The sequence below is a fragment of the Nakamurella alba genome (assembly GCF_009707545.1).
Lineage (GTDB): Bacteria > Actinomycetota > Actinomycetes > Mycobacteriales > Nakamurellaceae > Nakamurella > Nakamurella alba.
Genome location: NZ_WLYK01000006.1, coordinates 53831 through 80509, shown reverse-complemented (window position 1 = coordinate 80509; position 26679 = coordinate 53831). Strand labels below are relative to the sequence as shown.

The following is a 26679-nucleotide window of genomic DNA, read 5'->3' as shown; positions in this document are numbered from 1 at the left end:
CGGCCCACCACACGGCGGGGCCCGCGGATACCCCGTGGTGCTGGCACGTACTCCCGGCCAGTCCCTGCCACCGCCGGGGCCTGTACGGCGACGGGCCGAGGCGCGAGAGTCGTGATGAGGAACGGAGTCCGGGCACACCGCGACGACTCCCGGCCGCGGGCCGGGGAGTCGTGGTCGTCGTGCGCCGCCGGCCGAGGGAGGGTCGCGAGGATGGTCCAGGGACCGCAGCACTGGCGCGATCGCGCCGTTGTGCCTGCGGACGCCGGTGCGCGGGAGGGTGTCCACCCACTCCGCGGCGACCGGGCCCCCATCGCGGTCGTCGGCGTCGGCTGTCGGCTACCGGCGGCCGAGACCCCCGACGAGTTCTGGGATCTGCTCGCCGACGGCCGGGACGCGGTGAGCGACGCACCGGCCTCCAGGAGGCAGGCGGGCACGGCCGGGATGGGCCGCGGCGGGTTCCTCGACGCGGTGGACGAGTTCGATGCCGCCTTCTTCGGGATGTCCCCGGCGGAGGCGGCGACGGCGGACCCGCACCACCGGCTGGCCCTGGAACTCTGCTGGCGGGCGGTCGAGGACTCCCGGTTGCCGATGGAGTCGTTGGACGGCAGTGCGACCGGGGTGTTCCTCGGCATGCTGTCCACGGATCACGCGGTGCTGGCCGACCGGGCCGATGCGTCCGGACCGCACGTCTACACCGGGTCGGCGCGATCGCTGGCGGCCAACCGGCTGTCCTACCGGTTCGGGTTGCGTGGTCCGAGCCTCACCGTCGACTCCGGGCAGTCCTCGTCCCTGGTCGCCGTCCACCTGGCCGTGCAGAGCCTGCGCCGCGGCGAGTCGACCGTGGCGTTCGCCGGTGGCGTGAACCTGGCACTCGGGCCCGGGACGACCACGGCCATCGGCGATTTCGGCGCGCTGTCGCCGCAGGGGCGCTGTGCGGTGCTGGACGTGTCCGCCGACGGATACGTGCGTGGCGAGGGTGGTGTGGTGCTGCTGCTCAAGCCGCTGGACGCCGCGCTGCGGGACGGCGACCCGGTCCGCGCGGTGATCCACGGCAGCGCTGTCAACAACGACGGCGGTGGTCCTGGCCTGACCGTTCCGGTGGCCCGGGCGCAGGCCGACCTGTTGCGACGGGCCCTGGCCGACGCCGGCGCCGCCGACACCGCGATCGGCTACGTCGAACTGCACGGCACCGGCACCCCGGTCGGCGACCCGGTCGAGGTCGCTGCGCTGCGCGCGGTGTTCGGCCCTCCGGATGCGGTCGGCGACGATGACCCCGGCGACCGCACGGTGCTGGTGGGATCGGTGAAGTCGACGATCGGGCATCTCGAGGGCGCCGCCGGGGCCGCCGGGCTGCTGCGCACCGTGCTGGCCCGCCAGCACGCCTGCGTCCCGGCTACCCTGCACCACCACACGCCGTCGGTTCCCCTGGGCCCGCTGGTGGTCGCGACGGCCCCGACCATCTGGCCCGCCGTCGCGCCGCTGGCCGCGGTCTCCTCCTTCGGCATGGGCGGCACCAACTGCTCGGTGGTGGTCGGCCCGGCCCCGGCGCTGCCCGCGGCGGCGACCGGCGCTGTGACAGCGGACGGTCCGGTGCCGATCTCCGCAGCGAACCTGGCTGCGCTGCAGCAGATTTCCGTGGAGCTCGCGGAGGTCACCGGGACGGCCGGACCGGGGCCGGTCGCAGCGGCACTGCGGCGCACCCGGTCTTCGCTTCCGCACCGGGCCGTGCTGCTGCCCGCGGCGGGTCGGACGGAGCCGACCGACCTGTCGTCCCGGTTCCGTGCGCTGGCCGCCGGGAGACCGGACCACCGCACGGTGCTGGGCCGCGCCGCCACCGGCAGCACCGCGTTCGTATTCCCCGGGCAGGGCAGCCAATGGCCGCGGATGGCGGCCGGGCTGATCGCGGGCGTGCCGGCCGCCGCGCGGCGACTGGCGGAGTGCTGCGACGCGCTCGCGCCGCACCTCGACACCGACCTGCACGCGCTGCTCCGGGACGGGAAGCCCTTGGAGCGAGTGGATCTCGTCCAGCCGGCCCTGTGGGCGGTGCTGGTGTCGCTGGCGGAGTGGTGGCGGGCCGCCGGGGTGCTGCCGGACCTGGTGCTCGGGCACTCGCAGGGCGAGATCGCCGCGGCCACCGTCGCCGGGGTGCTCGACCTGTCGGACGGCGCGCGGGTGGTCGCGCTGCGCAGCCGGGCCCTGGTCGAGCTGGCCGGGTCCGGTGGGATGTTGTCGGTCCGGCTGGACCCGGAACTCGCGGCGCAGGTGGCCGCGGCGTCGGGTGCCCACCTGGCTGCGGTCAACGGTCCCACCTCCTGTGTGCTCTCCGGATCGGCGGAGTCATTGCAGGAGGCCGGGTCCCGGGTGGTCGCGGACGGTGGCCGGGCACGGCCGATCGCGGTGGACTACCCGTCGCACTCACCGGCGGTGGACCGCATCCGTGACCGGGTGCTGGCCGACCTAGCGCTGATCCGTCCGCGGCCGGCGCGGATCCCGATGATGTCCGCGGTCACCGGTGCGCCGGTCGACGGCGAGACCCTGGATGCCGCCTACTGGTTCACCAACCTGCGGTCCACGGTGCGGTTCGATCGGGCGGTCCGGGCCGCGCTGGCCGCCGGTGCCGGCCGCTTCGTCGAGTCGTCCCCCCATCCGGTGTTGGTCGACGCGGTGCTGGACGTCGCGGATGCGGGCGGGGTGCTGGTCTCCGCCTCGGGCACCCTGCGCCGCGACGCCGACCCGGTCGACGAGTTGGAGCTCGCCCGCGCCACCGCCTGGGTCGGCGGCACACCGGTCGCCTGGCCGGTCGCCGACCCGCCGCGGTCGGCGCTGCCGGCCCTGCCCGGCCACCCGTTCGACCGGCGGCGGCACTGGTTCGAGACACCGGGACCGTTGCCGGAGCGACGCCGGCCGGTGTCGCCCCCGGTCACCACAGGCGTTGTCGCCGAGGACCTCCCGGCACCCGGGGGGACGGCCGCTGTGGCCGGGGAACTGCTCGACCTGGTGCGCACCTGCACCGCCGGCGTGCTCGGCCACCCGGACGCCTCCGCCGTCGACCCCGACACCACCTTCGCCGACCTGGGTCTGGATTCCGCCGGCGCGCTGGCGCTGCGCACCCGTCTACGGGCGCTGACCGGTGAAAGCCTGGCCGCCGGTGTGGTCTACGACCACCCCACGCCGCGGCGTCTCGCCCGGTCCATGGAGCGCCGCAGCGGATCCGTCGGCACGGTCGACCCGCCCCACCAGGCCGATCCGGTGCCGTCGACCGGCCAGGTGGCACCCGATGCGCGGCGACCGGCAGGTGCCGCCGCCGGCGATCCGGTCGTGGTGGTCGGAACGGGCTGCCGGTTCCCGGGCGGTGTCGACGGGCCGGAGGACCTGCTCGCGCTGCTGGAGTCGGGCGGCGAGGTGGTCGGGTCCGCGCCGGTGGACCGCGGCTGGGGGGTCGGACCGGACCGCCTGCGGGGCGGCTTCCTCGACACGGCAACGATGTTCGACCCGGACCAGTTCGGCATCAGTCCGCGCGAGGCACTGGCGATGGACCCGCAGCAGCGGGTGCTGCTGGAGGTGGTGCTGCAGACGCTGGACCGGGCGGGTCTGGATCCGGCGGCCGTCGATCCGACCCGATCGGCGGTGTTCGTCGGCGCGATGGCCGGCGACTACGGGCCCGCCCTCGCCCGCCCCGACAACGCGGGCGGCGGCCATCTGCTCACCGGCACCACACCGAGCGTGCTGTCCGGCCGGATCGCCTACCAGTTGGGCTGGCAGGGCCCGGCGATGACGGTGGACACCGCGTGCTCCTCCTCGCTGGTGGCCACCCACCTGGCGGTGCGGGCCCTGCGGCAGCGGGAGTGCGACCTCGCCCTCGTCGGTGGTGTCACCGTGATGTCGACGCCGGGCATCTTCGTCGAGTTCGGCCGCCAGGGCGGCCTCGCGGAGGACGGCCGCTGCAAGGCCTTCGCCGACACCGCCGACGGCACCGGGTGGTCCGAGGGCGCCGGGGTCCTGCTGCTGACCCGCCGGTCCCACGCGCTGCGCCTGGGCCTGCCGGAGCTCGCGGTGATCCGCGGCAGCGCGGTCAACCAGGACGGCAGGTCCAACGGGCTCACTGCGCCGAACGGGCCGGCCCAGCAGCAGGTCATCACCGCGGCCCTGGCCGATGCCGGGCTGACGCCGTTCGACGTGCTGGGGGTGGAGGCGCACGGCACCGGGACCCGGCTCGGCGACCCGATCGAGGCCGGCGCCCTGGCCGCTGCCTACCGGTCCGCCGAACGCGCCGCGGAGACCGGCGCCGCCCCGCTGCTGCTCGGATCGGTGAAGTCGAACCTGGGCCACACCCAGGCCGCCGCCGGCATCGCCGGCCTGCTGCGGGTGATCCTCACCCTGCGCACCCGGCAGTGGCCGCGCACGCTGCACGTCGACGCCCCGAGCAGCCGGATCGACTGGGACGGCGGGATCCGGCTGGCCACCGCGCCGGTGCCGCTGCCCGACTCCGGCCCGCTGCGGATCGCCGTGTCCGGCTTCGGGATCAGCGGCACCAACGCCCATGTCGTGCTCGAGTCACCGGCACCGGCTTCCGCGCCGCTCGGCGGGGTACCGGGCGACAGCGGAGTACCGGGCGCCGGACCGATCTGCTGGCCGCTCTCCGGCCGGGACGACGAAGGGCTGGCCGCGCTCGCCGCCGCCCTGCTGCCGGTCGCCCGTGACCTCGACCCGGCCGTGCTGCCCGCCGCCGGCCGCCGGTTGGCCGGCCGCTCCGCCGGATCCGCGCGGGCCGTGCTGGTCGCCGGGGACCGGGACGAGCTGCTGGCGGCGTTGGGCGCGCTCGCGGAGCAGTCACCCGACCCCGGTCTGGTCCGCGGCACCGCAGTGCCGGGCCGCTCACCCGTGCTGGTCTTCCCCGGGCAGGGCGGCCAGTGGCCGGGCATGGCGGTCGAGCTGCTGGACGCCGATCCCGTGATCGGGGCCGCCTTCGACGCTGCCGATGCGGCGCTGCGGCCGCACACCGGCTGGTCCGCCCGGGCGGTGCTGCGCGGTGACGAGGACGCACCCGAACTGGCCGGATCCGCTGTGGTGCAACCGGTGCTGTTCGCGCTCGCCGTGGCGCTGGGCCGTGGGTGGGCTGCTGCCGGGCTGCCGGTGCGGACAGTGATCGGGCACTCCCAGGGCGAGATCGCCGCGGCCTGCGTGGCCGGTGCCCTCGACCTCGACACGGCGGCGCTGGTGGTGGCCCGGCGCAGTCGCGCGCTGGCCGACGTGGACGGGACGGGCGCGATGCTGTCCGTGCCGGCGCCCGCGGACGAGGTCACCCGCTGGCTGGCGGACCTGCCGGAACCGGTGTGGGTGGCCGTCCGCAACTCGCCCGAGTCCTGTGTGATCGCCGGGACCCCCGGTGGCATCGCGGCTTTCGAGCAACGGCACGGCGGGCAGCTGCGGCTCCGGCGCACCGGTGGCGACTACGCCTCGCACACCCCGATGATGCGGACGCTGACGGACCGGCTGCAGACCGACCTCGCAGGTGTCCGGCCGACCCCCACGGCCGTCCGCGTCGTCTCGGCGGTCACCGGTTCCGATGCGCCGGCGGCGAGCCTGGACACCGGGTATTGGATCGACAACCTCTGCCGCCCGGTGGTGTTCGACGCGGCACTGCGCACGGCCGCCGGAGCGGCCGACCCGGACGGCCGGGAGCTGCTGTTCGTCGAGGTCGGCCCGCACCCGGTGCTGACCGGCGCGATCGCGGGCACGTTGCCGCGGGCGGCGGTGGTCGGCACGCTGCGGCGTGGGGCCGGTGACCGGGCCCAGTGGCTGCGGGCGCTCGCCGCGGCCTGGTGCGCCGGTGCGCCGATCCGCTGGGCCGATCTGCTGCCGGGCAGCGGAACCGCGCCGACCCCCGACCTCCCGGTGACACCGCTGCGCCGACAGCGGTTCTGGCTGACGGACCCGGCGCTGTCCACGGCCGGGGACTCCGGACCGCTGCTGGGACCGCAGGTCCCGGTGCTCGCGACCGGCGAGTCGCTGGCCACCGGGACCCTGGACGCCCCGTGGCTGGCCGATCACGCCGTCGCCGGCACCCCGATCCTGCCCGGCACGGCCACCCTGCTGGCGGTGCTCGGTGCCGGCGGGGGCCGGGATCTCGCCGAGCTGACGTTGACCGCGCCGGTGACCACCGGCGCGGACCACCGGATCCAACTGCGCCTGACCGGGACCGCCGACCCGGTCCCCGGCCGCGACGGTGTGCAGGGCCTCGAACTGCTCGCCGCCGATCCGACCCCGTCGGTCCGGGCCCATGGTCGCCTGGTGCCGGCCGCGCCCCCGCCGTCGGGCCGGTTGCAGGTCCCGTCCGGTGCGGTGCCGGCGGCGCTGCCCGACTACGCCCTGCTCGCCGCCACCGGCTACGGGTACGGGCCGGCATTCCGCTCGCTGCAACAGGTCTGGACCACCAACGACGGATACCTGGCGTTGGCCGTGCTCCCGGACGGGGTGACCGCCGACCACCCGGTGCACCCGGTGCTGCTGGACGCGGTCCTGCACCCGCTGCTGGTGGAACCGGCAGCGGCCGGCCGGCTGCTGTTGCCGCACACGGTGTCCGACGCTCGGTGGGGAGTGGTGGACCCGGTCCGCGCGCTGCTGGCGCGGGTCCGCCGCGTGCCCGGTGCCGACCCCGGTTCCGTGACGGTCCGGATCACGGCCGCCGTCCCGCACCAGGTACCTGGGGCAGGTCCGGCAGCGGTGCCGCCGGATGCGGCGCCCGGCGGCGAGATCGTACTGGAGATCGGGTCCCTCGGACTTCGTGGGGTACCGGCGAGGGGCGCCGCGGGACCCGCGGCCGGCGCGGCAACGGTGCAGTGGACCGAACTCGCCGCGCCCGATCTCGCCGCCCGGTGGGCCGTGCTCGATCCGGAGGGTCTCGGCGGGGCACCGGCCGACTGGCCGGAGGCCTGGCAGCCGAGCGACCTGGCGGGTGCGGACCTCGCCCTGGTGCCGGTCGACATCACCGTGGCAGGCGGGGACGTCCCCGCCGCCGTGCGCACGGCGCTGGCCCGGGTGCTGGAGGACGCCCAGGGGTTCCTGGTCGAGGAGTCCTGCGCGGCCGTCCGTCTGGTGGTGGCCGTACGGCCGTCACCCGGTACCCCGGAGGAGCTGGTCGCGGCCGCGGTGGCCGGGCTGGTGCGCACCGCCGATCAGGAGCATCCACGGCGGTTCGCGGTCGTCGATCTGCCGGCCGACCCGTCCGCTCCCGTGCCCTGGGCCGCCGTGGCCGGTGCCCTCGCGGCCGGGGAACGTGAGATCAGGGTCCGGGACGGGCGTCTCGAGGTGCCGCGGGTGGTGGAGACCGTCAGCGTCCCGGGCGCAACGTCGGCCGAGGCCGCCACCCGTCCGCCGATCTCCGGGACGGTGGTGGTCACCGGCGGCACCACGGGTGTCGGGGCACAGCTGGCCCGCCGGCTGGTGCGCGTCCACGGCGTCCGGGACCTGGTGCTGGTCTCCCGGCGCGGCGGTGCCGCACCCGGGGTGGACGACCTGGTGACGGAGCTCGCGGCGGACGGCGCCCGGGTGGCCGTCCGCGCGCTCGACCTGGCAGCGCCCGGCGCGGTGCGGGAGATGCTCGACGGCATCGATGATCTCGCCGGGATCGTGCACGCCGCCGGTGCCCTCGACGACGCGCCGCTGACGGTGCTCGGGCCGGACCGGGTGGAGGTGCCGCTGCGGCCGAAGGTGGACGCCGGGTGGGCCCTGCACCTGGCCACGGCGGACCGGGCCGATCCGGGCTTCCTCGTGTTCTGTTCCTCCGTCGCCGCACTGGTCGGCAACCCCGGGCAGGCCGGTTACGCCGCGGCCAACTCCTTCCTCGACGCCCTGGCGGTGGCGCGGCGGGCCGCCGGGCTGCCGGCCACGTCCGTCACCTGGGGTCTGTGGGAGGTGGGGTCCGAGCTGACCGCGCGGATGGGTGCGGCCGGGGTGGACCGGCTGGCCCGCGCCGGGGTGGACCGGCTGGATCTGAACTCGGCCCTGTCCCACTTCGACACCGCGCTGCAGCAGCCGGATGTCGATCCGGTCGCGGTGGCGTGGAACGCCGCGGCGCTGGCCGCCCGCGCCGGCACCGGCGACCTGCCGGCGGTGCTGCGCGGGCTGACCGTCGCGCAGCCGGTCGCGGCCGCCGCCCCCCGGTTCCCGGAACCGGAGCACACCGGGGCCACGGCGACGGCCCGGCGGACCGGGCCGGCCGCCCCGCTGTCCGGCATGGACCGCGACGAGGCGGCGCGGTGGCTGACCGAGAAGGTCTCCGGCCACGTGTGTGCGGTGCTCGGGCACCGCACCGTCGCGCCGGACCGCGCGTTCTCCGAACTCGGCCTCGACTCGCTGACCGCGGTGGAGCTGCGGAACCGGCTGGACGCCGAGACCGGGCTGCGGCTGCCGACCACCACCGCGTTCGACCACCCGACGGTCGAGGACCTGTCCGCACACCTGCTCGGCGTGCTCCGGCCCGCCCCGCCGGCCGCGGACCTCCGGCTCGCGGGCTGGCTCGCCGAGCTCGAGCAGGACCTGACCGACAGCTCGCCGGAGGTCCGGACCCGGGTGCTGGACCTCCTGTCCGCGGGAGCGCGACGGCTGGCCGGTGCACCGGCCGCCGACGACCTCGCGGGCGCCACCGACGACGAGATCTTCGACTTCATCGACACCCAGCTGGGTGGGGCCGACCCGGCACCCGGTGCCGGTCCCGCAGCAACCGGCGGAGCACCTGGAAGGGGCTGGTCATGACCGCAACGCTGGATCCGGCGGGGACCTCGCGCGAGGCCAAGCTGCGTGACTACCTCAAGCGTGTCACCGTCGACCTCACCGAGACCCGGCGCCGGTTGGCCGATCTCGAGCGGGGCGCGGCGGAGCCGATCGCGGTCGTCGGGATGGCCTGCCGGTACCCGGGCGGGGTCCGGGGCCCGGAGGACCTGTGGCAGCTGGTCGAGCAGGAGCGGGAGGCGATCACCGGCTTCCCGACCGACCGCGGGTGGGACCTGGACGCCCTGTACGACCCGGACCCGGACTCGATCGGCACCGCATACACCCACTGGGGCGGCTTCCTGGACGACCCGGGCGGCTTCGACGCCGCGTTCTTCGACATGAGCCCGCGCAGCGCCCTGGCCACCGACCCGCAGCACCGGCTGTTCCTGGAGACGGCCTGGGAGGTCTTCGAGCGGGCCGGGATCGACCCGTCGTCGGTCCGCGGCAGCCGCACCGGTGTCTACGCCGGGAACATGTACAACGACTACCTGCTCCGCTACAGCGGCCGGGTTCCACCGGCGCTCGAGGGCATCGTCGCCATCTCCAACGCGCCCAGCGTGCTGTCCGGCCGGGTGTCGTACCTGTTCGGCCTGGAGGGCCCGGCGCTGACCCTGGACACCGCCTGTTCGTCGTCCTTGGTGGCCGTGCACCTGGCCACCCAGGCGCTGCGGCGCGGCGAGTGCTCGCTGGCGCTGGCCGGCGCGGCAACGGTGATGGCCACCCCGGATCCCTATGTCGAGTTCAGCCGCCAGCGGGCCCTCGCCCCGGACGGCCACACCCGCTCGTTCGCCGCCTCCAGCTCCGGTGCCACCTGGTCCGAGGGTGTGGGAGTGCTCTTGCTGGAACGACTCTCGGATGCGGAGAAGGCCGGCCGGTCGATCCTCGCGGTGATCCGCGGCAGCGCCGTCAACCAGGACGGCCGGTCGAACGGGATGACCGCACCGAGCGGGCCGGCCCAGGAACGGGTGATCCGGCAGGCGCTGGCCGACGCGCGGCTGGAGGCGGACGACGTCGACGTGATCGAGGCGCACGGCACCGGCACGGCGCTCGGCGACCCGATCGAGGCGCAGGCGCTGCTGGCCACCTACGGCCGGCGCCGGGACCCGGACCGGCCGCTGTGGCTCGGCTCGGTGAAGTCCAACATCGGGCACACCCAGGCCGCGGCCGGGGTCGCCGGGATCATCAAGATGATCGCGGCCATGCGGGCCGGCACGCTGCCGCGCACCCTGCACGTGGACGCCCCGACCCCGCACGTGGACTGGTCGGCCGGCGCGGTGCAACTGCTGACCGAGCCGCAGCACTGGGCCGGATCGGCGGAACACCCTCGGACGGCCGGTGTCTCGTCGTTCGGCATCTCCGGAACGAACGCCCATGTGCTGCTGCAGGAATACACCGCGGGCGCCGCCGCCACCCCCTCGCTGCCGCACGGGAACGCCGGCCCGGCCGGGACGGACACGGTGACGGACACTGCGGCCGACACGGTCACCGACACCGTTGCCGACGCGCCGACCGACACTGTTGCCGACACGGGGGCCGCGGCCACCTGGGTGCTGTCGGCCCGGTCGGCGGCCTCGTTGCGGGAGGGCGCGGGCAGATTGGCCGCCTGGTCCCGCTCCCACTCCGCCGTGCCGGTGGTGCGCACCGCGCACGCCCTGGCCACCCGGCGTGCGGCCCTGCGCGAACGGGTGGTGCTGCACGGCGACCGGGCCGCGCTCGAGCGGGCCCTGGACGGGCTGACCACCGGGACGGCGGGTGACGGAGGCCCGGCGGTGGTCGCCACCGGCAGCGCCCCGGAGGTGGTGCGCACCGCGTTCCTGTTCACCGGTCAGGGCGGTCAGCGGGTGGGCATGGGGCGTGACCTGTACGCGAGCGAGCCGGCCTTCGCGGTCGCCTTCGACGAGGTGACCGCTGCACTCTCCCCGCACCTGCCCCGCCCGCTCACCGAGATCCTCTGGGCGGAGCCGGGTTCCGCAGACGCCGCACTGCTGGACCGCACCGCGTGGACGCAGCCGGCGCTGTTCGCATTCCAGGTCGCGAGCACCGCGCTGCTGGCCGCGCGCGGCGTGCGACCGGACATGGTCGCCGGCCACTCAGTGGGCGAGTTCGCCGCCGCGGTCGCGGCCGGCGTGCTCACCGTGGCGGACGCGGCGCGGTTGGTGGCGGTCCGCGGGGCCCTGATGGACGCGCTGCCGGCCGGCGGCGCGATGATCTCGATCGGCGTGGACGCCGAGCAGGTGCGCCCGCTGCTGGACGGCGAGCCGGAGGTCGGCATCGGCGCCGTCAACGCCCCCGACGCCTGCGTGATCTCCGGCCCCGTCGAGGCCTGCGAGCGCATCGCCGCAGTGTTCGCCGACCAGGGGCGCCGGGTGCGCCCGCTGCAGGTCAGCCACGCCTTCCACTCGCCGCTGATGGAGCCGGTGCTGGACGACTTCGACCGGGTGCTGGCCACGACGGTCTTCTCCGCGCCGCGGCTGGCCGCGGTCACCGCGCTCACCTCCCGGCCGGACCTCGACTGGTCGATGCCGGCCTACTGGCGCGAGCAGATCCGCCACGGCGTCGAGTTCGCCGCCGCCATGACCGGTCTGGACACCCGCGGTGCCACCGCCTTCGTCGAGGTCGGCCCTGCGCCGGTGCTCTCGGCGCTGGTCCCGATGATCCTCGGCCCGGACCGACCGGTGCTGCCGGTGCGGCGCACCGACCGGCCCGAGACGGAGTCCTTCGCCGGTCTGCTCGCCGGTGCCTGGGCGGCCGGGATCACCGTCGACTGGTCCGGTCTGCTCGCCGCCGGTGCGGGCGGCACCGACTGGCAGGACCTGCCGGTGTACGCCTTCGACCGGGGTACCCGGTACTGGGTGGCGCCCCCGGACAACGGTGCGGGCCGGTCGGCCGGGCACCCGTTGCTCGGCCGGACGGTCGAGATCGGCGGTGGGGGAACGGTCTCCACCGCACGGGTCGGTGTCGACGCCCTGCCGTGGCTGGCCGACCACCGGATCTCCGGCGCGGTCGTCCTGCCCGGCACGGCCATCCTGGAGGCGGTGCTCGCGGCCGCCGCGGCGGTCGGCTGCGACGAGGTGACCGAGTTGCTGTTCCGCGCGCCGGTGGTGATCCCGGACGGGGGTGCGGTCGAACTGCAGACCGTCACCGACCGACCCGACGGTGACGCGACCGGCGCGACCGGCGCGGACGGCGCGGACGGCGCGGACGGCGCGGACGGGAGCGGCGGTGGTGCCGGACCGCGGGCCGTGCGGGTGCACGTGCGTGGTGCGGACGGGGGGTGGATGCTCGTCGCGGACGGCCGGATCACCACTGCCGACGCCGCCGCCGCCACCGCCCCGGCACCCGCCTGGGACGTCGCCGGGGCCGGGACCCTCGCGGTGGACAGCGGTTACGACGCGTTGTTGGACGCCGGATACGACTACGGCCCGGCCTTCCGTGGCCTCACCTCCGTCTGGCACCGGGGCGAGGAGTACCTCGGCGAGCTGACCGTGCCGGCCGATCTGGACCTGTCCGTCGGTGGCCTGCACCCGGCGGTGCTCGATGCCGCCTTCCACCCGATGCTGCTGGCCGGCGGCGCCGGCGGCCGGACGAAGCTGCCGTTCCTGTTCGCCGGGGTGCGCCGCGGGCCGGGGGCTGTCGCCGCCGGCGGGATCCTGCGGGCCCGGCTCGCCGCCCCGGCATCCGGTGCGGCCGACGAACTCGGCGTCCACCTGGTCGACAGCGCGGGCGCGACGGTGCTGTCGATCGACACGCTGCGCGTCCGGGAGATCGACCCGGCCGCACTGGCCGGCGCGCCGGCGGCCGGGCCGACGCCGCAGATGCTCACCTGGGTGCCGATCGAGAATGCCTCTGTGGCCACAGCTGTCGGAGCCTCCGGGCTGCCGGACGGGTGGCGGTGTCTCGCCGGCGACGCCGGAGCGGACCTGTCCCGGATCGCGGCGGACCCGCCTGCCGGTCCCGCCGTCCTGGTGCTGACCGTCGCGGAGCCCGCGGCGGAGGTCACGCCCCCGGTCGCGGTCGCCGAGGCCACGTCCGCGGTCCTGGCGGTGCTGCAGCGGTTCTCGGCCGCGGCCGGCCTGCAGAATGCGCGGTTGTTGGTGCACACCACCGGGGCCACCGGCACGCCGTCGGGCGCCGCCGGTATCGCGGGTGCAGCGGTCCAGGGCCTGGTGCGGTCCGCCGAGTCGGAGCATCCCGGCCGGTTCCTGCTGGTGGACAGCGATCCCGGCGGGCCGCCGCCGGACTGGGCCGCGGTCGCCGCCGCGGCGGAGTCGGAGTCGCAACTGGCCTGGCGGGACGGTGCCGTGCTGGTACCGCGGCTGGCGCCGGTACCGCCGGGCGGCATCGGCGACGTCGCAGGCACCCCGGACCCGAGCGACAGGGACACCGGGGACGGCGATCTCGGCGACGGGACGGTGCTGGTCACCGGCGGGCTGTCCGGGCTCGGCGCGCTCACCGCGCAGCGGTTGGCGGAGGTGCACGGGGTGCGGCACCTGCTGCTGGTGTCCCGGCGTGGCCGCGACACCCCGGGCACCGACGAGCTGATCTCCGGGCTGTGCGCCGTGGGGTGCGCGGTCACCGTGGCCGCCTGCGACGTGACAGATCCATCCGCCCTGCGTGAGGTGGTGGACGGCCTGCCGCCGTCCCGGCCGCTGATCGGCGTGGTGCACACGGCGGGCGTACTGGACGACAGCACGCTGGCCGGACTGGATGCCGACCGGCTGGCCCGGGTGGCCGGACCGAAGATCGGTGCCGCCTGGGCCCTGCACGAGATCACCCGGGACCGGCCGCTCCGGCTGTTCACCGTCTTCTCCTCGCTGGCCGGCGTGCTCGGCAACCCAGGCCAGGGCAACTACGCCGCGGCGAACGCCGGGCTGGACGCGCTGGCCGCGTACCGGCGCGGGCAGGGCCTGCCGGGCCGGTCGCTGATCTGGGGGCTCTGGGCGGCGGGTGGGATGGCCGGTGAGCTGGACGAGGCGGACCTGGCCCGGCTGGGCCGGTCCGGAGTCGGTGCGCTGACCGTCGACGACGGCCTGGCGCTGCTCGACCTGGCGATCCGGGCCGACCTGGACGCGACGGGACCGGCGCCGCAGCAGGCGAACTGGGTCTGTGCGGTCTGGGATCCGGCCGGGCTCCGGGCCCGCGCCGAGGGCGGTGTGCTGCCGCCGGCCCTGCGTGGGCTGGTCCGGGTGCGCCGGTCCGCCGCACCGGCGACCACCTCCGCCGACCTGGCCGCCGAGCTCACCGGACTGCCGGAGCCGGCCGGCCGGGAGATGCTCACCGGGCTGGTCCGCGGTCACGTCGCGGCGGTGCTGGCGCACGCCGATCCCGGTGGCGTGTCGCTCGACAGGTCCTTCAGCGAACTGGGTTTCGACTCCCTGACGGCGGTGGAGCTGCGCAACCGGCTGGGCACGGCGACCGGGATGACACTGCCCGCGACGATCGCCTTCGACCACCCGACCGTGGCCGCACTCGCCGACTTCCTCTACACCGCACTGGCTCCCACCCCGCCCTCGGCGGACGAGCTGCTGGAGGCGGATCTCGACCGGCTCACCGGGCAGCTGGAGTCGGTCGACGAGGACACCCGCGGTCGGTTCCTCGGGCTGCTCCGCGGCCGGCTGGCCCGCTGGGAGAGCGGCGGAACGGGCGGAGGGGTGGCCGCGCTGGTCGCGGACGCCTCCGACGAGGAGATCTTCGCGCTGATCGACGACGAACTCTGACCCGCACCCCGCGACCGCCCGCACCGGCGCACACCACCACGTCGCACCCGCACACCGAGGAGGATCGATGGCCACCGCCGAGGAACTGCGCAGCTATCTCAAGCGCGCCGCCGTCGACCTGACCGCGGCGCGGCAACGGGTGGCGGAGCTGGAGTCCCGGTTGGCCGGTGCGCCGGTGGCGGTGACCGGACTCGCCTGCCGCTTCCCCGGCGGTGCCGACGACCCGGCCGGGTACTGGGACCTGCTGTCCCGCAGCGGATCCGGCGTGCGGGAGATTCCGGAGGACCGGTTCGACCTGTCCGCGGAGGAGCTCGCGGACCGCCGTGTCTACGCGCGCCACGGCAGCTTCCTGGACGACGTGGCCGGCTTCGACGCCGCCCACTTCGGGATGGCCCCGCACGAGGCGCTGCGGACCGACCCGCAGCACCGGCTGCTGATGGAGCTGGTGTGGCGCGGTCTGGAGGACGCCGGGCTGCCGCCCGCCGAGGTGGCCGGCAGCCGGACCGCGGTGTTCGTCGGCTTCATGGACCCGGTGCAGTACGCCAGGGTCGAGACCGAGCGCACCGGGTTCGGCATCCTGGCGGATCCGCAGTTCGGGCAGGGGGTCTCGTCCAGCGTGGTGGCCGGCCGGATCGCCTACCAGTTCGACCTGCGAGGACCGGCGGTCACCCTGGACACCGCCTGCTCGTCGTCGTTGGTCGGGGTGCATCTCGCGGTGCAGGCCCTGCGTCGCGGCGAGTGCGACCGGGCGATCGTGGCCGGCGTCTACCTGATCCTCCACTCCGACCCCTACATCCAGGGCTGCGTGACCCGGATGCTCGCCCCGGACGGCGCCTGCAAGACCTTCGGCGCGGACGCCGACGGCTACGTGCTCGGTGAGGGCGGGGGGCTGGTCGTACTCGAGCGGCTGGACGACGCCCGGTCCGCCGGTCACCGGGTGCGCGCCGTGGTGCGGGGCAGCGCCATCGGCCAGGACGGCCGGTCCAACGGGCTGACCGCCCCGAACCGGGGCGCCCAGGTCGACGTGATCCGCCGGGCGCTCGCCGACGCCGGCACGACCGCGGACCGCATCGGCTACCTGGAGGCGCACGGTTCCGGGACGTCGCTGGGCGACGCCATCGAGCTGGGCGCGCTGCACGACGTGTTCGGCCGCCGGGGCTCCGGCCCGCTCCCGGTCGGGGCGGTGAAGACCAACCTCGGCCACACCCAGGCCGCCGCGGGGGTCGCCGGCCTGGTCAAGACGGTCCTCACGCTGGAGCACGGCCGCTACCCGGCGAACCTGGTCACCGGCGCACCGGCAACCGCCGTCCCGGCCGACGGGAGCGTCGCCCCGGCGGTCACCGGCGGGCCGCTGGATCCGGAGGCCTGGGCCGGGGTGAGCTCGTTCGGTTGGTCCGGCACCAACGCCCATGTCGTGCTGTCGCCGGGCACCGGGAGCGGGAACCCGGCGGCCGGGGAAGGCGATCCGGCGCCGGCCGTGGACCTGCTGGTCTCCGGGTCGACCCCGGCGGCGGTCACCGCCCAGCTCACTGCGCTCGCCGATCTGCTCGGGTCCGACGGCGCACCGGCCCTGGTCGACGTCGCGCACACCCTGGCGGTCGGACGGGCCCGGCTCGACCACCGGATCGCGGTGCCGGTCGCGGCGGGCGCCGATCCGGTCGCGGCGTTGCGGTCGGCGGCGCAGCGGACGCCGGTCCGTACCGGTGACCCGGCCGCCGCCCATCCCTTCGAGGCCGGCGACACCACCGTGCGCGCCCTCCCGGACGGTGTCGACGGGTCCCTGGTGCCGCTGCCGCCGCACCCGTTCCACCGGCTGCGGTTCTGGCCGGAACGGGAAGGTGCGGGCACGCCCTCCGCCGGGACGGCGGAGGGCGGCAGGTCGGCCGCACCCGGGAACCGCAGTTTCCGGCCCACCTGGCGGGTGGACCGCACCGCAACCCCGGGTGAGGTCCCCGGGCCGGTGCTGCTGGTGCCCGACGCGCTCGGCATCGCCACCGCACTGGCGGCGGAACTGATCGCGCTCGGCCATCCGGTGCTGACGGTGACCGACGGGCTGACCGCCGCGGAGGCGGTCCGCGAGGCCGTCGCACTCGCCGCCGGCCCGGTGCAGCTGGTGCAGCTGTCGTCGGTCGGAGCGGTCGCGCCCGGTGCCCGGTGGGACCCCGCCGCGGCGCTGCCGTTCGCCTTCGACGACACCCTCGCCGCCGTCCAGGCCCTCGGTGCCGCCGGTGGCCCGGCCCGCCTGCTGACGGTCACCTGTGGCGCGCAGCTGGTCACCGGGGGCGATGCGCGCGCCCCGCTCACCGCCGCGGCCCACGGCCTGGGTCGCTCCGTCCGCCACGAGTACGCCGGGATGTCCTGGTCCGGCATCGATCTCGATCCCCGGGCGGACGTGGCGGACTGCGCCGCGGCGCTCCTGGCCGAACTGACCCTGCCGCCCCGGCCCGAGGTCGTCGCCCGAAGGGCCGGGCGCCGGCACCGGCCGGAGTGGGCGGAACTGCTGGAGCCGGAGACCCTGCCGTGGCCGACGGACGGGGTCCACCTGATCACCGGCGGCACCCGCGGTCTGGGTGCGCTGCTGGCCCGGCGGCTGGTGGCCGACGGGGTGCGCCGGATCGCCCTGCTGTCCCGCGGGACGACCGACAGTGCCGAACTGGTCGATGATCTCACTGCCGCGGGCGCAACGGTCCGGGTGCTGGTGGCGGACGCCGCCGACCCGCGACAGCTGCGAGCGGCCGTCGCGGCCTGCACGGCGGAACTGGGTGCCCCGGAGGTCCTGGTGCACGCCGCCGGGGTGCCGGCCGGTGGCATGGCCCAGGCGTCGGACGCGGTGCGGTCCCGTGCCGTGCTGCTGCCGAAACTGGCTCCGCTCGAGGTGGTCTCGGAGCTGATCGACAGCTCGCCGGCGCTGCGGACGGTGGTGCTCTACTCCTCGGCGGTCACCGCTTTCGGCGGTCTCGGCGAGGGCGACTACTGCGCCGCCAACACGGCCCTGGACGCCGCTGCGGCCGCGTGGGCCGACGAGGCCCGGCCGGGCCTGCGGGTCCTGTCGGTCGGATGGGCGCCCTGGCAGCACGACGACTGGCAGCAGCGGGCCGGTGGCCCGTTGGCCGAGCAGGCCACCGCGTACCGCCGCCGGTTCGGTTTCGGCGCCGCCGACGGCTGCGACCTGCTGCTGCAGCTGCACGGCACCGATGGTCCGGTGCTGGCGCTCCGGCAGTCCCTGCAGGAGGCGGAGCAGTCCTTCACCGCCCTGCTGGACCTGGATGCGCTCACCGCCGCGGCCAGGGCGGCAGCCGCGGCCCGACCACGGTTCCCGCGCCCGGACCTCCGCGTCGCCTACGCCCCGCCCACCGGCGGGCCGGAGAGCCTGCAGAGCATCGTCGCGGACGTGTGGGGCGAGTTCCTCGGCATCGACGCCGTCGGGATCCGTGACCCGTTCTTCGATCTCGGTGGCAACTCGCTGGTCGGTGCCGCCATGGTGCGGGAACTGGAGCTGCGACTGGACCGGCCGATCCCACCGGCCGCGCTCTACCAGCACCCGACGGTGGCCGAGTTCGCGGCCGCACTCGGCGGGCCCGGAGGTGGCGCGGCGGAACCGGCCGCCGCCCTGCTGGCCGGCAGCGCCGCCCGTGGCGCGCGACGACGCCGGGCCCGGGTGGCCCGCAACGAGGAGGCCCTGTGAGCGTTCCGGGACACCACACCGCCGATCCGACATCACCTGCTGCACCTACGGTGTCGGACGGCGACATCGCACTGGTCGGACTCTCCGGGATGTTCCCCGGGGCCGCGGACGCCGGTCGGCTGTGGGAGCGGTTGCTGGCGGGGGAGTCGGGGATCACCCGGTTCTCCGAACAGGATCTGCTGGCGGCCGGGGTGCCGGCGGAGCGACTGGCCGACCCGGCCTACGTCCGCGCGGGTGCGGTGCTGGACGGCGTGGACCTGTTCGACGCCGGCTTCTTCGGGTTCGGACCGGCGGAGGCGCAGATCCTCGATCCGCAGCACCGGTTGTTCCTGGAGCACTCGTGGCGGGCACTGGAGGACGCCGGGTGCGACCCGGACCGTTTCGACGGCGCGATCGGGGTGTTCGGCGGCAGCGCCTACTCGACGTACCTGCAGAACAACCTGGGCCCGGCCGGCCTCGGTGACGTGGTCGGCGAACTCGCCCTCGGCCTGGCCAACGACAAGGACTCGCTGGTGCTGCGGGTCGCCCACGTGCTAGGGCTGACCGGCCCCGCCTACGGCATCCAGAGCTACTGCAGCACCTCGCTCGTCGCCGTCTGCGCGGCGGCGTCGTCGCTGGCCGCCTTCGAGTGCGACCTGGCCCTGGCCGGGGGTGCGGCGGTGTCGGTCCCGCACCGGGTCGGCTACCACTACCAGCCCGGCGGGATCCTGCCGCCGGACGGGGAGTGCCGGGCCTTCGACGCCGACGGTGCCGGTGCGCCGCTGGGCGGCGGCGTCGCGGTGGTGGCGCTGCGCCGGCTGTCCGACGCGCTGGCCGACGGCGACCGGGTCTACGCGGTCCTGCGCGGCTGGGCGGTCAACAACGACGGCGGGCACAAGGTGGGGTTCACCGCTCCCGGGCCGGCCGGGCAGGCCGCGGTCATCGGCGAGGCACTCGCCGCGGCCGACGTGACCCCCGGACAGATCGGCTACGTCGAGGCGCACGGCACCGGGACGGCACTCGGCGACGCGGCCGAGATCGCAGCCCTGCAACAGGTCTTCGCAGGTACCGAGGTCCGGGTGGGATCGGTCAAGACCAATGTGGGTCACCTCGACCGCGCGGCCGGGGTGACCGGGCTGATCAAGACGGCGCTCTCGCTGCACCACGGCGTCATCCCGGCCACCCGTAACCTGCGCACCCCGAACCCGCAGCTGGCGCTCGGTACCGCGGCGATCTCGGTGGTCACGCAGCGGACCGACTGGCCACGGTCGGAGCAGCCGCGTTACGCCGGCGTGAGCGCCTTCGGGATCGGCGGCACCAACGCACATGTGGTGCTGGAGGAGGCGCCGCCGGTACCGGTGGCGCCGCACCCGGCACCGGCCGCGCAGCTGCTCGTCTGGTCCGGCCGCACCGCCGAGGCCGCGGACCGGCTGACCCGCGATCTGGCCGACCTGCTGGAGCGGGACACGACGCCGCTCGACGCGGTGGCCCACACCCTCCGGGTGGGTCGCAAGGAGTTCACCCATCGCCGTGCGCTGGTGGTCACCGACCGGTCCGCCGCTGTCGCCGCGCTGCGGTCGGGTGCCCTGCTCACCGGGGCCTCCGCGGCCGGACCGCTCCCGGCCCTGGGACTCCGCTGGCTGCAGGGGGAGTCGATCGACTGGGCCGTCGAGCTGCCGACGGACGCACCGCGCAAGGTGTCCGTGCCGGGTCACCCGCTGGACCGCCGCCGCTGGTGGGTCGATCCGCCGGCCGCGGGCCCGGCCGCTCCGTCCGCGACGGCCCTGCCGGATCCGGCCCCGGCAGGACCCGTTCCGGTCGAGCTGGTGATGCCGGTGTGGAGCGAATGGTCGGACGCGGCACCGCCGGGGTCCGGGACCTGGTTCCTGCTCGGTGATCCCGCACTCACGGGACCCTGCGCGCTCGCCCTCGGTGCGGCCGGCCTGGAGGTGACGGAGCTGTCCGGCATCGACCCGGACGGCCCGCCGCCGGCGGGCACGGTGGTCGACCTCCGGTTCGCCGCCGGCCCGGTCGCCGACCTGGCGTCGGCGATCGCCCCGGTGGCCGCGACCGTCGATCGGCTGGGTGCGTCCGGTGCCGGCGGACAGGGCTACCTGTTGCTGACCCGCGGTGGGCAGAGCGTGTCCGGGGAGCCGGCCGACCCCGGGGCGGCCGGACTGGCCGGGCTGCTGACCGCGGCCCGTGCCGAGTACCCGGGGCTGCGGACGGCCGTCCTCGATCTGCCGGCCACCGTCGGTCGCGTCGCTCCCGAGACGACACCGGCCGTCGAACACACTGTCGCGGAACACTTCCCGGCCGCGATGTCGGTACCGCTCGGTGCCTGGCGGGACGGTCGGCTGCTGGTGCCGGACTGGCAGCCGGTTCCGGCCGGTCACCGCTCGGGGAGCCCGGTCGGCGCCGATCACGCCGACGCCCCCGAAGGTGCTGTCGGCAGCGCGATCCGTGCCGGTGCCGCCTACCTCGTCACCGGTGGACTGGGTCCGCTCGGGCTGCGGCTGGCGGACCACCTGGTCGAGGCGGGCGCCGGCCGGCTGGTCCTGCTGGGCAGATCGGAGCCGGGACCCGCAGCGACGCAGGCGATCGAGGCGTGGCGCGCGCGGGACGTGATGGTGGAGGCGGTGCGCGGCGACGTCCGCGACCCGGCGCTGCTGGGTCGGCTGCTGGACGGGGTCGCCGGTGTGCTGCACGCCGCCGCGGACACCCGGCGGGAGACCTTCCGGCCGCTCGGGATGCTCGACGACGACTGCGTGGCCGCCCATCTCGGCGCGAAGCTGGACGGCGCGCGGGCACTGGCGGCCGCCGTGGCCGACCGGCCGGAGTCCGGGCGGCCGGACTTCTGCCTGACGTTCTCCTCGACCTCGGCGATCCTCGGCGGCATCGCGTTCGGCAGCTACGCGGCGGCCAACGCCGCGCTGGTCGCCGTGGGCAGCACCGCCCCGGCCGGCACCCGCTGGTCCACCGTGCTCTGGGACACCTGGGCCGACACCCTGCCGGCCGACGACGGCGGTCCGGTCGGCGCCGGTATGCGGGTCCACGCCATGGCGACCGACCGTGCGCTCGCCGCGCTCGACGCGGTGCTGGCCGGCGGACGGTCGGTGACCGCGGTGGTCGCCGGCGGACTGACGGACCGGCTGTCCGGGACGGTGGGACCGGGCGCGGACCTGGTACCGATGCCGGTCCTCGACGGACCACGGGTCCCGCGCCCGGACCTGCCGCAGCCGTACCTGCCGCCGCGGACGGCCATCCAGCGACGGGTCGCCGAGATCTGGTCCGCCGTACTCGGTGTGGAGCCGGTCGGGTTGCGCGACAACTTCTTCGACCTGTCCGGCAACTCGCTGCTGGCACTGCAGATGCTCACCCTGCTCGGGCGGGAGTACGGGGTCACCGTGCCGACCGTGCGGCTGTTCGAGTCGCCGACCGTGCAGGGTCTCGCCGAGGTGCTCGACGGCGCCAACGCGACCGCCGTCGTCCCGGTCCTGTCTCCGCCGGCTCCCGCACCACGTCAGGCCGGGATCCCGGGTGCACCCGCACCGGTCGGCCCGGCACTCCCGGTCCCGCCGCTCGGGATCCCGGGGACGGTCGAGGACACCGACCGGCACATCGCCATCATCGGTATGGCAGGCCGTTTCCCCGGAGCCGCGGACGTCGCCGCCTTCTGGCGCAACCTGTGTGCCGGCGACGAGTCGATCAGCTTCTTCGACCAGGACGAGCTGCGCGCCGCCGGGGTGCCGGAGGCCGAGTTCACCGCCCCCGGCTACGTCCCGGCCCGCCCGGTGCTGGACGACGTCGCCGGGTTCGACGCCGCGTTCTTCGGCCTCAGCCCGCGGATGGCGGCGCTCACCGACCCCCAGCAGCGCATCTTCCTCGAGGTGTGCTGGGAGGCACTGGAATCCGCCGGGTACGGGGCGCCCGAGCACCGGCCGCGGGTCGGCGTCTACGGCGGCTGCAACCTCTCGACCTACCTCCTGCACATGCCGGACGAGGTGTTCACCGGTGGCGACGTGAGCACCTACGAGATCATCATGGGCAACGAGAAGGACGCGCTCACCACGAACGTCAGCTACCTGTTCGACCTGCGCGGGCCGAGCGTCGCGGTGCAGACGTTCTGCTCGACCTCCTTGGTCGCCACCCACCTGGCCGTGCAGGCACTGCGCGCCGGGGACTGCGAGATGGCCCTGGCCGGCGGGGTGTCGATCCGCACCCCGGACCGGGTGGGGCACCACTTCGCCCCGGGCGGCCAGGAGTCGCCGGACGGGCACGTACGGGCCTTCGACGCCGCGGCCCGGGGGAGCATGTTCGGTGACGGCGCCGCGGTCGTGGTCCTCAAGCGGCTGGATGCTGCCCTGCGCGACGGCGACGACATCACCGCCGTGATCAGGGGTTCGGCGATGAACAACGACGGGTCGCGCAAGGTCGGCTTCACCGCGCCGAGTGTGGTCGGCCAGGCGCGGGTGGTCGCGGACGCGCTCGCGGACGCGGGGGTGCGCGGCGCCGACGTCGGGTACGTCGAGGCGCACGGGACGGGCACCGAACTCGGCGACCCGATCGAGGTGGCGGCACTGACGATGGCATTCGCCGCGACGGGTGCCGCCGGCGACCCGGGATCCTGCGGGATCGGTTCGGTGAAGACCAATGTCGGGCACCTGGACCGCGCCGCGGGCGCCACCGGTCTGATCAAGACGGCGTTGGCGGTGCGGGAGGGACACCTGCCGGCCACCCTGCACTACACCGCGCCCAATCCGGAGATCGACTTCGCGGCCGGGCCCTTCCGGGTGGTCGATACGCAGACCGCCTGGGCGGCGGGCGATCGACCGCGGATCGCCGGGCTGAACTCGCTCGGGATGGGCGGGACCAACGTCCACGTGGTGGTGCAGGAACCACCGGTCCGGCCGCTCGTGCTGCCGGATCCGTTGCGCGACCGGCGCTTCCACGTCCTGCCCGTGTCGGCCAGGACCGGGCCGGCGATGGACGACGGGCTGACCCGGATGGCGGATCACCTCGGCAGCCACGTCCTCGCCCCGGCCGACGTGGCGTACACCCTGCAGACCGGCCGGACGGTCTTCGAGCACCGGGCGGTGGTGGTGGCGGGCGACCTGCTGTCGGCGTCCGCGGCCTTCGCCGGCGGGGACGGCCTGCTGCGCCGCGCGGAGGCGCTGCGCGGCCGGCCGGTGGCCCTGCTGCTGGACGGGGTCGGCGAGCAGTACCCGGGCATGGTCGGCGAGCTCGCCCGCCGCGAGCCGGCCTTCGCGGCCCGGCTGGACGAGGTGCTCGGCCTGCTGGCCGGGGAGGAGCAGGCGACCGGTGTCGACCTGCGTGACCTGCTCTGCGGTGCCCGGCCGGATGCCGGCGGTGGGCTGGCCGCGATGCTCGGTCGTGCGCCGGAGCCGGATGCCCGCAGCCGGGAGCTGGCCCGGACCGAGCTGGTGCAGCCGCTGGTGTTCGCCGCGGAGTGGGCCCTGGCCCGCACGCTGATGGACTGGGGTGTCGAACCCGTCGGGATGGTCGGGTACAGCCTGGGCGAGTACGTGGCGGCCGCACTGTCGGGCGTGCTCACGCTGCCGGAGGCCGTCCGGTTGGTGGCCCACCGGGCGCGGCTGATCGCCGGGCTGCCCGGCGGTGCGATGGTGGCCGTGGGGCTCGGCGAGGCCGAGTTGGCGGAGCGCTGCGACCCGGCAGCCTTCGGTCTGGACATCGCTGCGCTCAACGGACCGGGGGTCACGGTCGTCGCCGGCCCGGTCGAGGCCGCCGAGGCCTACCAGGCGGAGCTGCGCCGGGCCGGGATCGCGGCCCGGGCCCTCGCGACCACGCACGCCTTCCACAGCCGGATGCTGGAGCCGGTCGCCGCCGCGCTGACCGAGTGGGTGGCCGGGAACATCACCCCGTCCGCCCCGCAGATCCCGTACACCTCCAACGTCACCGGCGGACCGGCGACCGCCGGACTGGTCGCCGACCCCGGGTACTGGGCGCGGCACATGTGCGGCACCGTCCGGTTCGCCGACCAGACCGCGGTCCTGGTCCGGGACGCCACCGACAGCCAGGCCGCAGTGGTCGAGATCGGGGCCGGCCAGTCGCTGGGGGCGCTGCTGCGGGCCGCGCTCCCGCCGGACCGCTGGGGTCAGGTGCTGCCGACCCTGCCCGGCGCCGCCGAGCCCGCACCGGCGGACCGCACGGTGGCCGACGCACTGGCCCGGATGTGGCTGCTCGGCGTGGATCTCGACTGGACGGCGGTTGCCGGCCGGTCCGGTCCGGCGCCGCTGCAGGCCGACGCGCAGCCGCACCGGGTCCCCTTGCCCACCTATGCGTTCCAGCGCCGGCGGTACTGGCTGGACCGCACCCGGTCCATGTCCGCCGGCGGCGGGTCCGGGGCAGTCCCGGCCGCGCCGACGAGCGAGAACCTGCTGGAGGTGATCGGCGCGCTGCCGGTGCTCGAGGAGAAGGACTGGCTGCAGCTCCCGGTCTTCGACCCGACGCCGCCACCGCCGGCGGCCGGCCGTCCGCTGCGTCGCGTCGTGCTCGACACCCCCTGCAGCGCCGGCACTCCCGCCGTCCCCGGAATGGACGGTGCCGCAGGGGCCCCGGTCCGCCTGGGCGCCGACCTGGAACGGGCCCGGCAGCTGGTCCGGGAGTGGCGGGACGCGGACGCGTTGCCGGACCGGGTCACCCTGGTGGTGGACCGCTCGCCCGCGGCGCTGCTGGGCGTGGCGGCGGCGCTGGCCCGCGCCGCCGGCGAGAGCGGCTGGCGGGACTGGCGCCTCGAGATCCTCACGCACGGCGCGCAGTCCGTCGCCGGCGAGCCCGTCACCGATCCGGAGGCGGCGTCGGCCGCCGGCCCGGCGCTGGTGCTGCCGCTGGAGTTCCCGGGTCTGCAGGTCAGCTGGATCGATCTCCCCGACATCGCCGGCCCCGCCGACCCGCGGACGGACGCGGCGCTGGCGGCCGAACTGGCCGGCGCCGGTGACGACCCGGTGGTGGTGCTGCGCGGTGGTCGCCGGTTCGTCCCGGGTTTCCGCACGCTGCCGGCCACTGCTGGTGCTCCGGGTCCTGCCGGTGCCGCTGCTCCTGGCGGTGCCACCGCCGCTGCGACTGCAACGGCGACTGGAACTGCAATTGGAACTGCAACTGCGGGAACAGCGCTCGCCGACAACGGCGGCCCGATCGCCCGGGCCGGCGGCTGCTACCTGATCACCGGTGGTCTGGGCACCCTGGCCCTGCAGGTGGCCCGCGAACTGGCCGGGCAGGCGCCGTGCACCTTCGTGCTGCTGGCCCGGCGCCCGCTGCCGGAGCGGTCCGCGTGGGCCGCCCTGCTGGCCGACCCCTCGACCGACCCGGGGCTGCGCCGCCGGTTGGCGGGCTGCGCGGAGATCCTCGCGGCCGGGTCCGAGGTCGAGGTGGTGGTCGGTGATGTCACCGACACCGCGGCAGTTCGCCGGGCCGTGGAGACCGCGCAGCAGCGGTACGGCCGGCTGGACGGGGTGTGGCACATGGCGGGCACCGCCGGTCGCGGGCTGGTGCTCTACAAGGAACCGGACCAGGCCGGTGCCGCCGCCGACCCGAAGGTCACCGGTCTGCGCGCTCTGGCCGAGGCGCTCCGGATCGGCGGGCCCGACGAGATCCGGTTGGACCACCTGGTGCTGTTCTCCTCGATCGCGGCCTTCACCGGAGGCGGACCCGGCCAGTACGACTACGCGGCGGGGAACGCGGTGCTGGGCAGCCGCGCCCTGCAGTGGAACGCGCCGGGACGCCGGGTGCTGGCCATCGACTGGGGCGAGTGGACCGACAACGCCTGGGAGGACGGGCTCGCCGGGTACGACCCGGCGGTGCAGCAGTTCTTCGTCGACAACCGCGCGCGGATCGGCATCGGGGTCGCCGCAGGCCTGCGCGCCGCTGCGCGAGCGTTGGCCACCGGGGAACCGCGGGTGGTGGTCTGCAGCCAGGACGCCACCACGTTGACCACCGGCAGCCGACTGTTCACCGTCGAGGCGGTGGCCGGCACCGGTGGTGGGCGCCGGCCGACCGGACCCCGCCACCCGCGTCCCGACCTGCTCACGCCGTACCAGGAGCCGGTCGGGGACCTCGAGCTGTTCATCGCCCGGACCTGGTGCGAGGCCTTGCATCTGGAACAGGTCGGGGTGCTGGACAACTTCTTCGAGCTCGGCGGGAACTCGCTGCTCGGGGTCGGGATCGTCGCCGCGGTCCGGGAGCACCAGCAGCTGGACGACCTGCCTCCGCACATCCTCTACGAAGCTCCTACCGTGGCGACGCTCGCGCTCGCCGTCGGGGCCGCTGCGCTGGATCCCGCGGACCTGGCCGGGTCCGGTGGGGACGGGAGTGCCGGGGGTGATCAGGAGGCCGAGGGCGGATCCTCCACGGTCCGCGCACAGCTGCGCCGGTCCGGCCTGCAGGCCTCCGCCCGCCGCCGGGCCCGGGAGGATGCATGACCACTTTTCGCGCGCGGGTTGCGGTGCCACCCGGTGCCGGTCCGCCCGCCGGCGCGCCACATGCCGC

General features: G+C 75.8%; 4 protein-coding genes. All 4 read left to right on the top strand.

The features are described from left to right. Window positions 1-210: 210 nt before the first annotated feature. The 4 genes from GIS00_RS15545 to GIS00_RS28660 all read left to right on the top strand — a co-directional run bounded on the left by GIS00_RS15545 (window position 211) and on the right by GIS00_RS28660 (window position 26612). The gene (locus GIS00_RS15545; protein WP_196073298.1) at window positions 211-8754 is read left to right on the top strand and encodes a type I polyketide synthase; all 8544 of its coding nucleotides are present in this window, start codon (window positions 211-213) and stop codon (window positions 8752-8754) included. Next, window positions 8745-14489 carry a type I polyketide synthase gene (locus GIS00_RS27725; protein ID WP_456094173.1) on the top strand — a complete coding sequence of 1915 codons (5745 nt, stop codon included), beginning with the start codon at window positions 8745-8747 and terminating at the stop codon, window positions 14487-14489. The genes GIS00_RS15545 and GIS00_RS27725 overlap by 10 nt, the downstream gene beginning before the upstream one ends. A gap of 67 nt (window positions 14490-14556) precedes the next feature. Then, window positions 14557-18174 (top strand): SDR family NAD(P)-dependent oxidoreductase, encoded by a 3618-nt coding sequence (locus GIS00_RS15520; RefSeq protein WP_154769377.1) that lies wholly within the window; start codon window positions 14557-14559, stop codon window positions 18172-18174. Further along, the gene (locus GIS00_RS28660) at window positions 18171-26612 is read left to right on the top strand and encodes a type I polyketide synthase (RefSeq protein ID WP_154769376.1); all 8442 of its coding nucleotides are present in this window, start codon (window positions 18171-18173) and stop codon (window positions 26610-26612) included. The genes GIS00_RS15520 and GIS00_RS28660 overlap by 4 nt, the downstream gene beginning before the upstream one ends. The last annotated feature ends 67 nt before the right edge of the window (window positions 26613-26679 follow it).

Coding starts and splice junctions, on each gene's coding strand:
- GIS00_RS15545 (WP_196073298.1), top strand. CDS start 211: ATGGTCCAGGGACCGCAGCACTGGCGCGATCGCGCCGTTGTGCCTGCG.
- GIS00_RS15520 (WP_154769377.1), top strand. CDS start 14,557: ATGGCCACCGCCGAGGAACTGCGCAGCTATCTCAAGCGCGCCGCCGTC.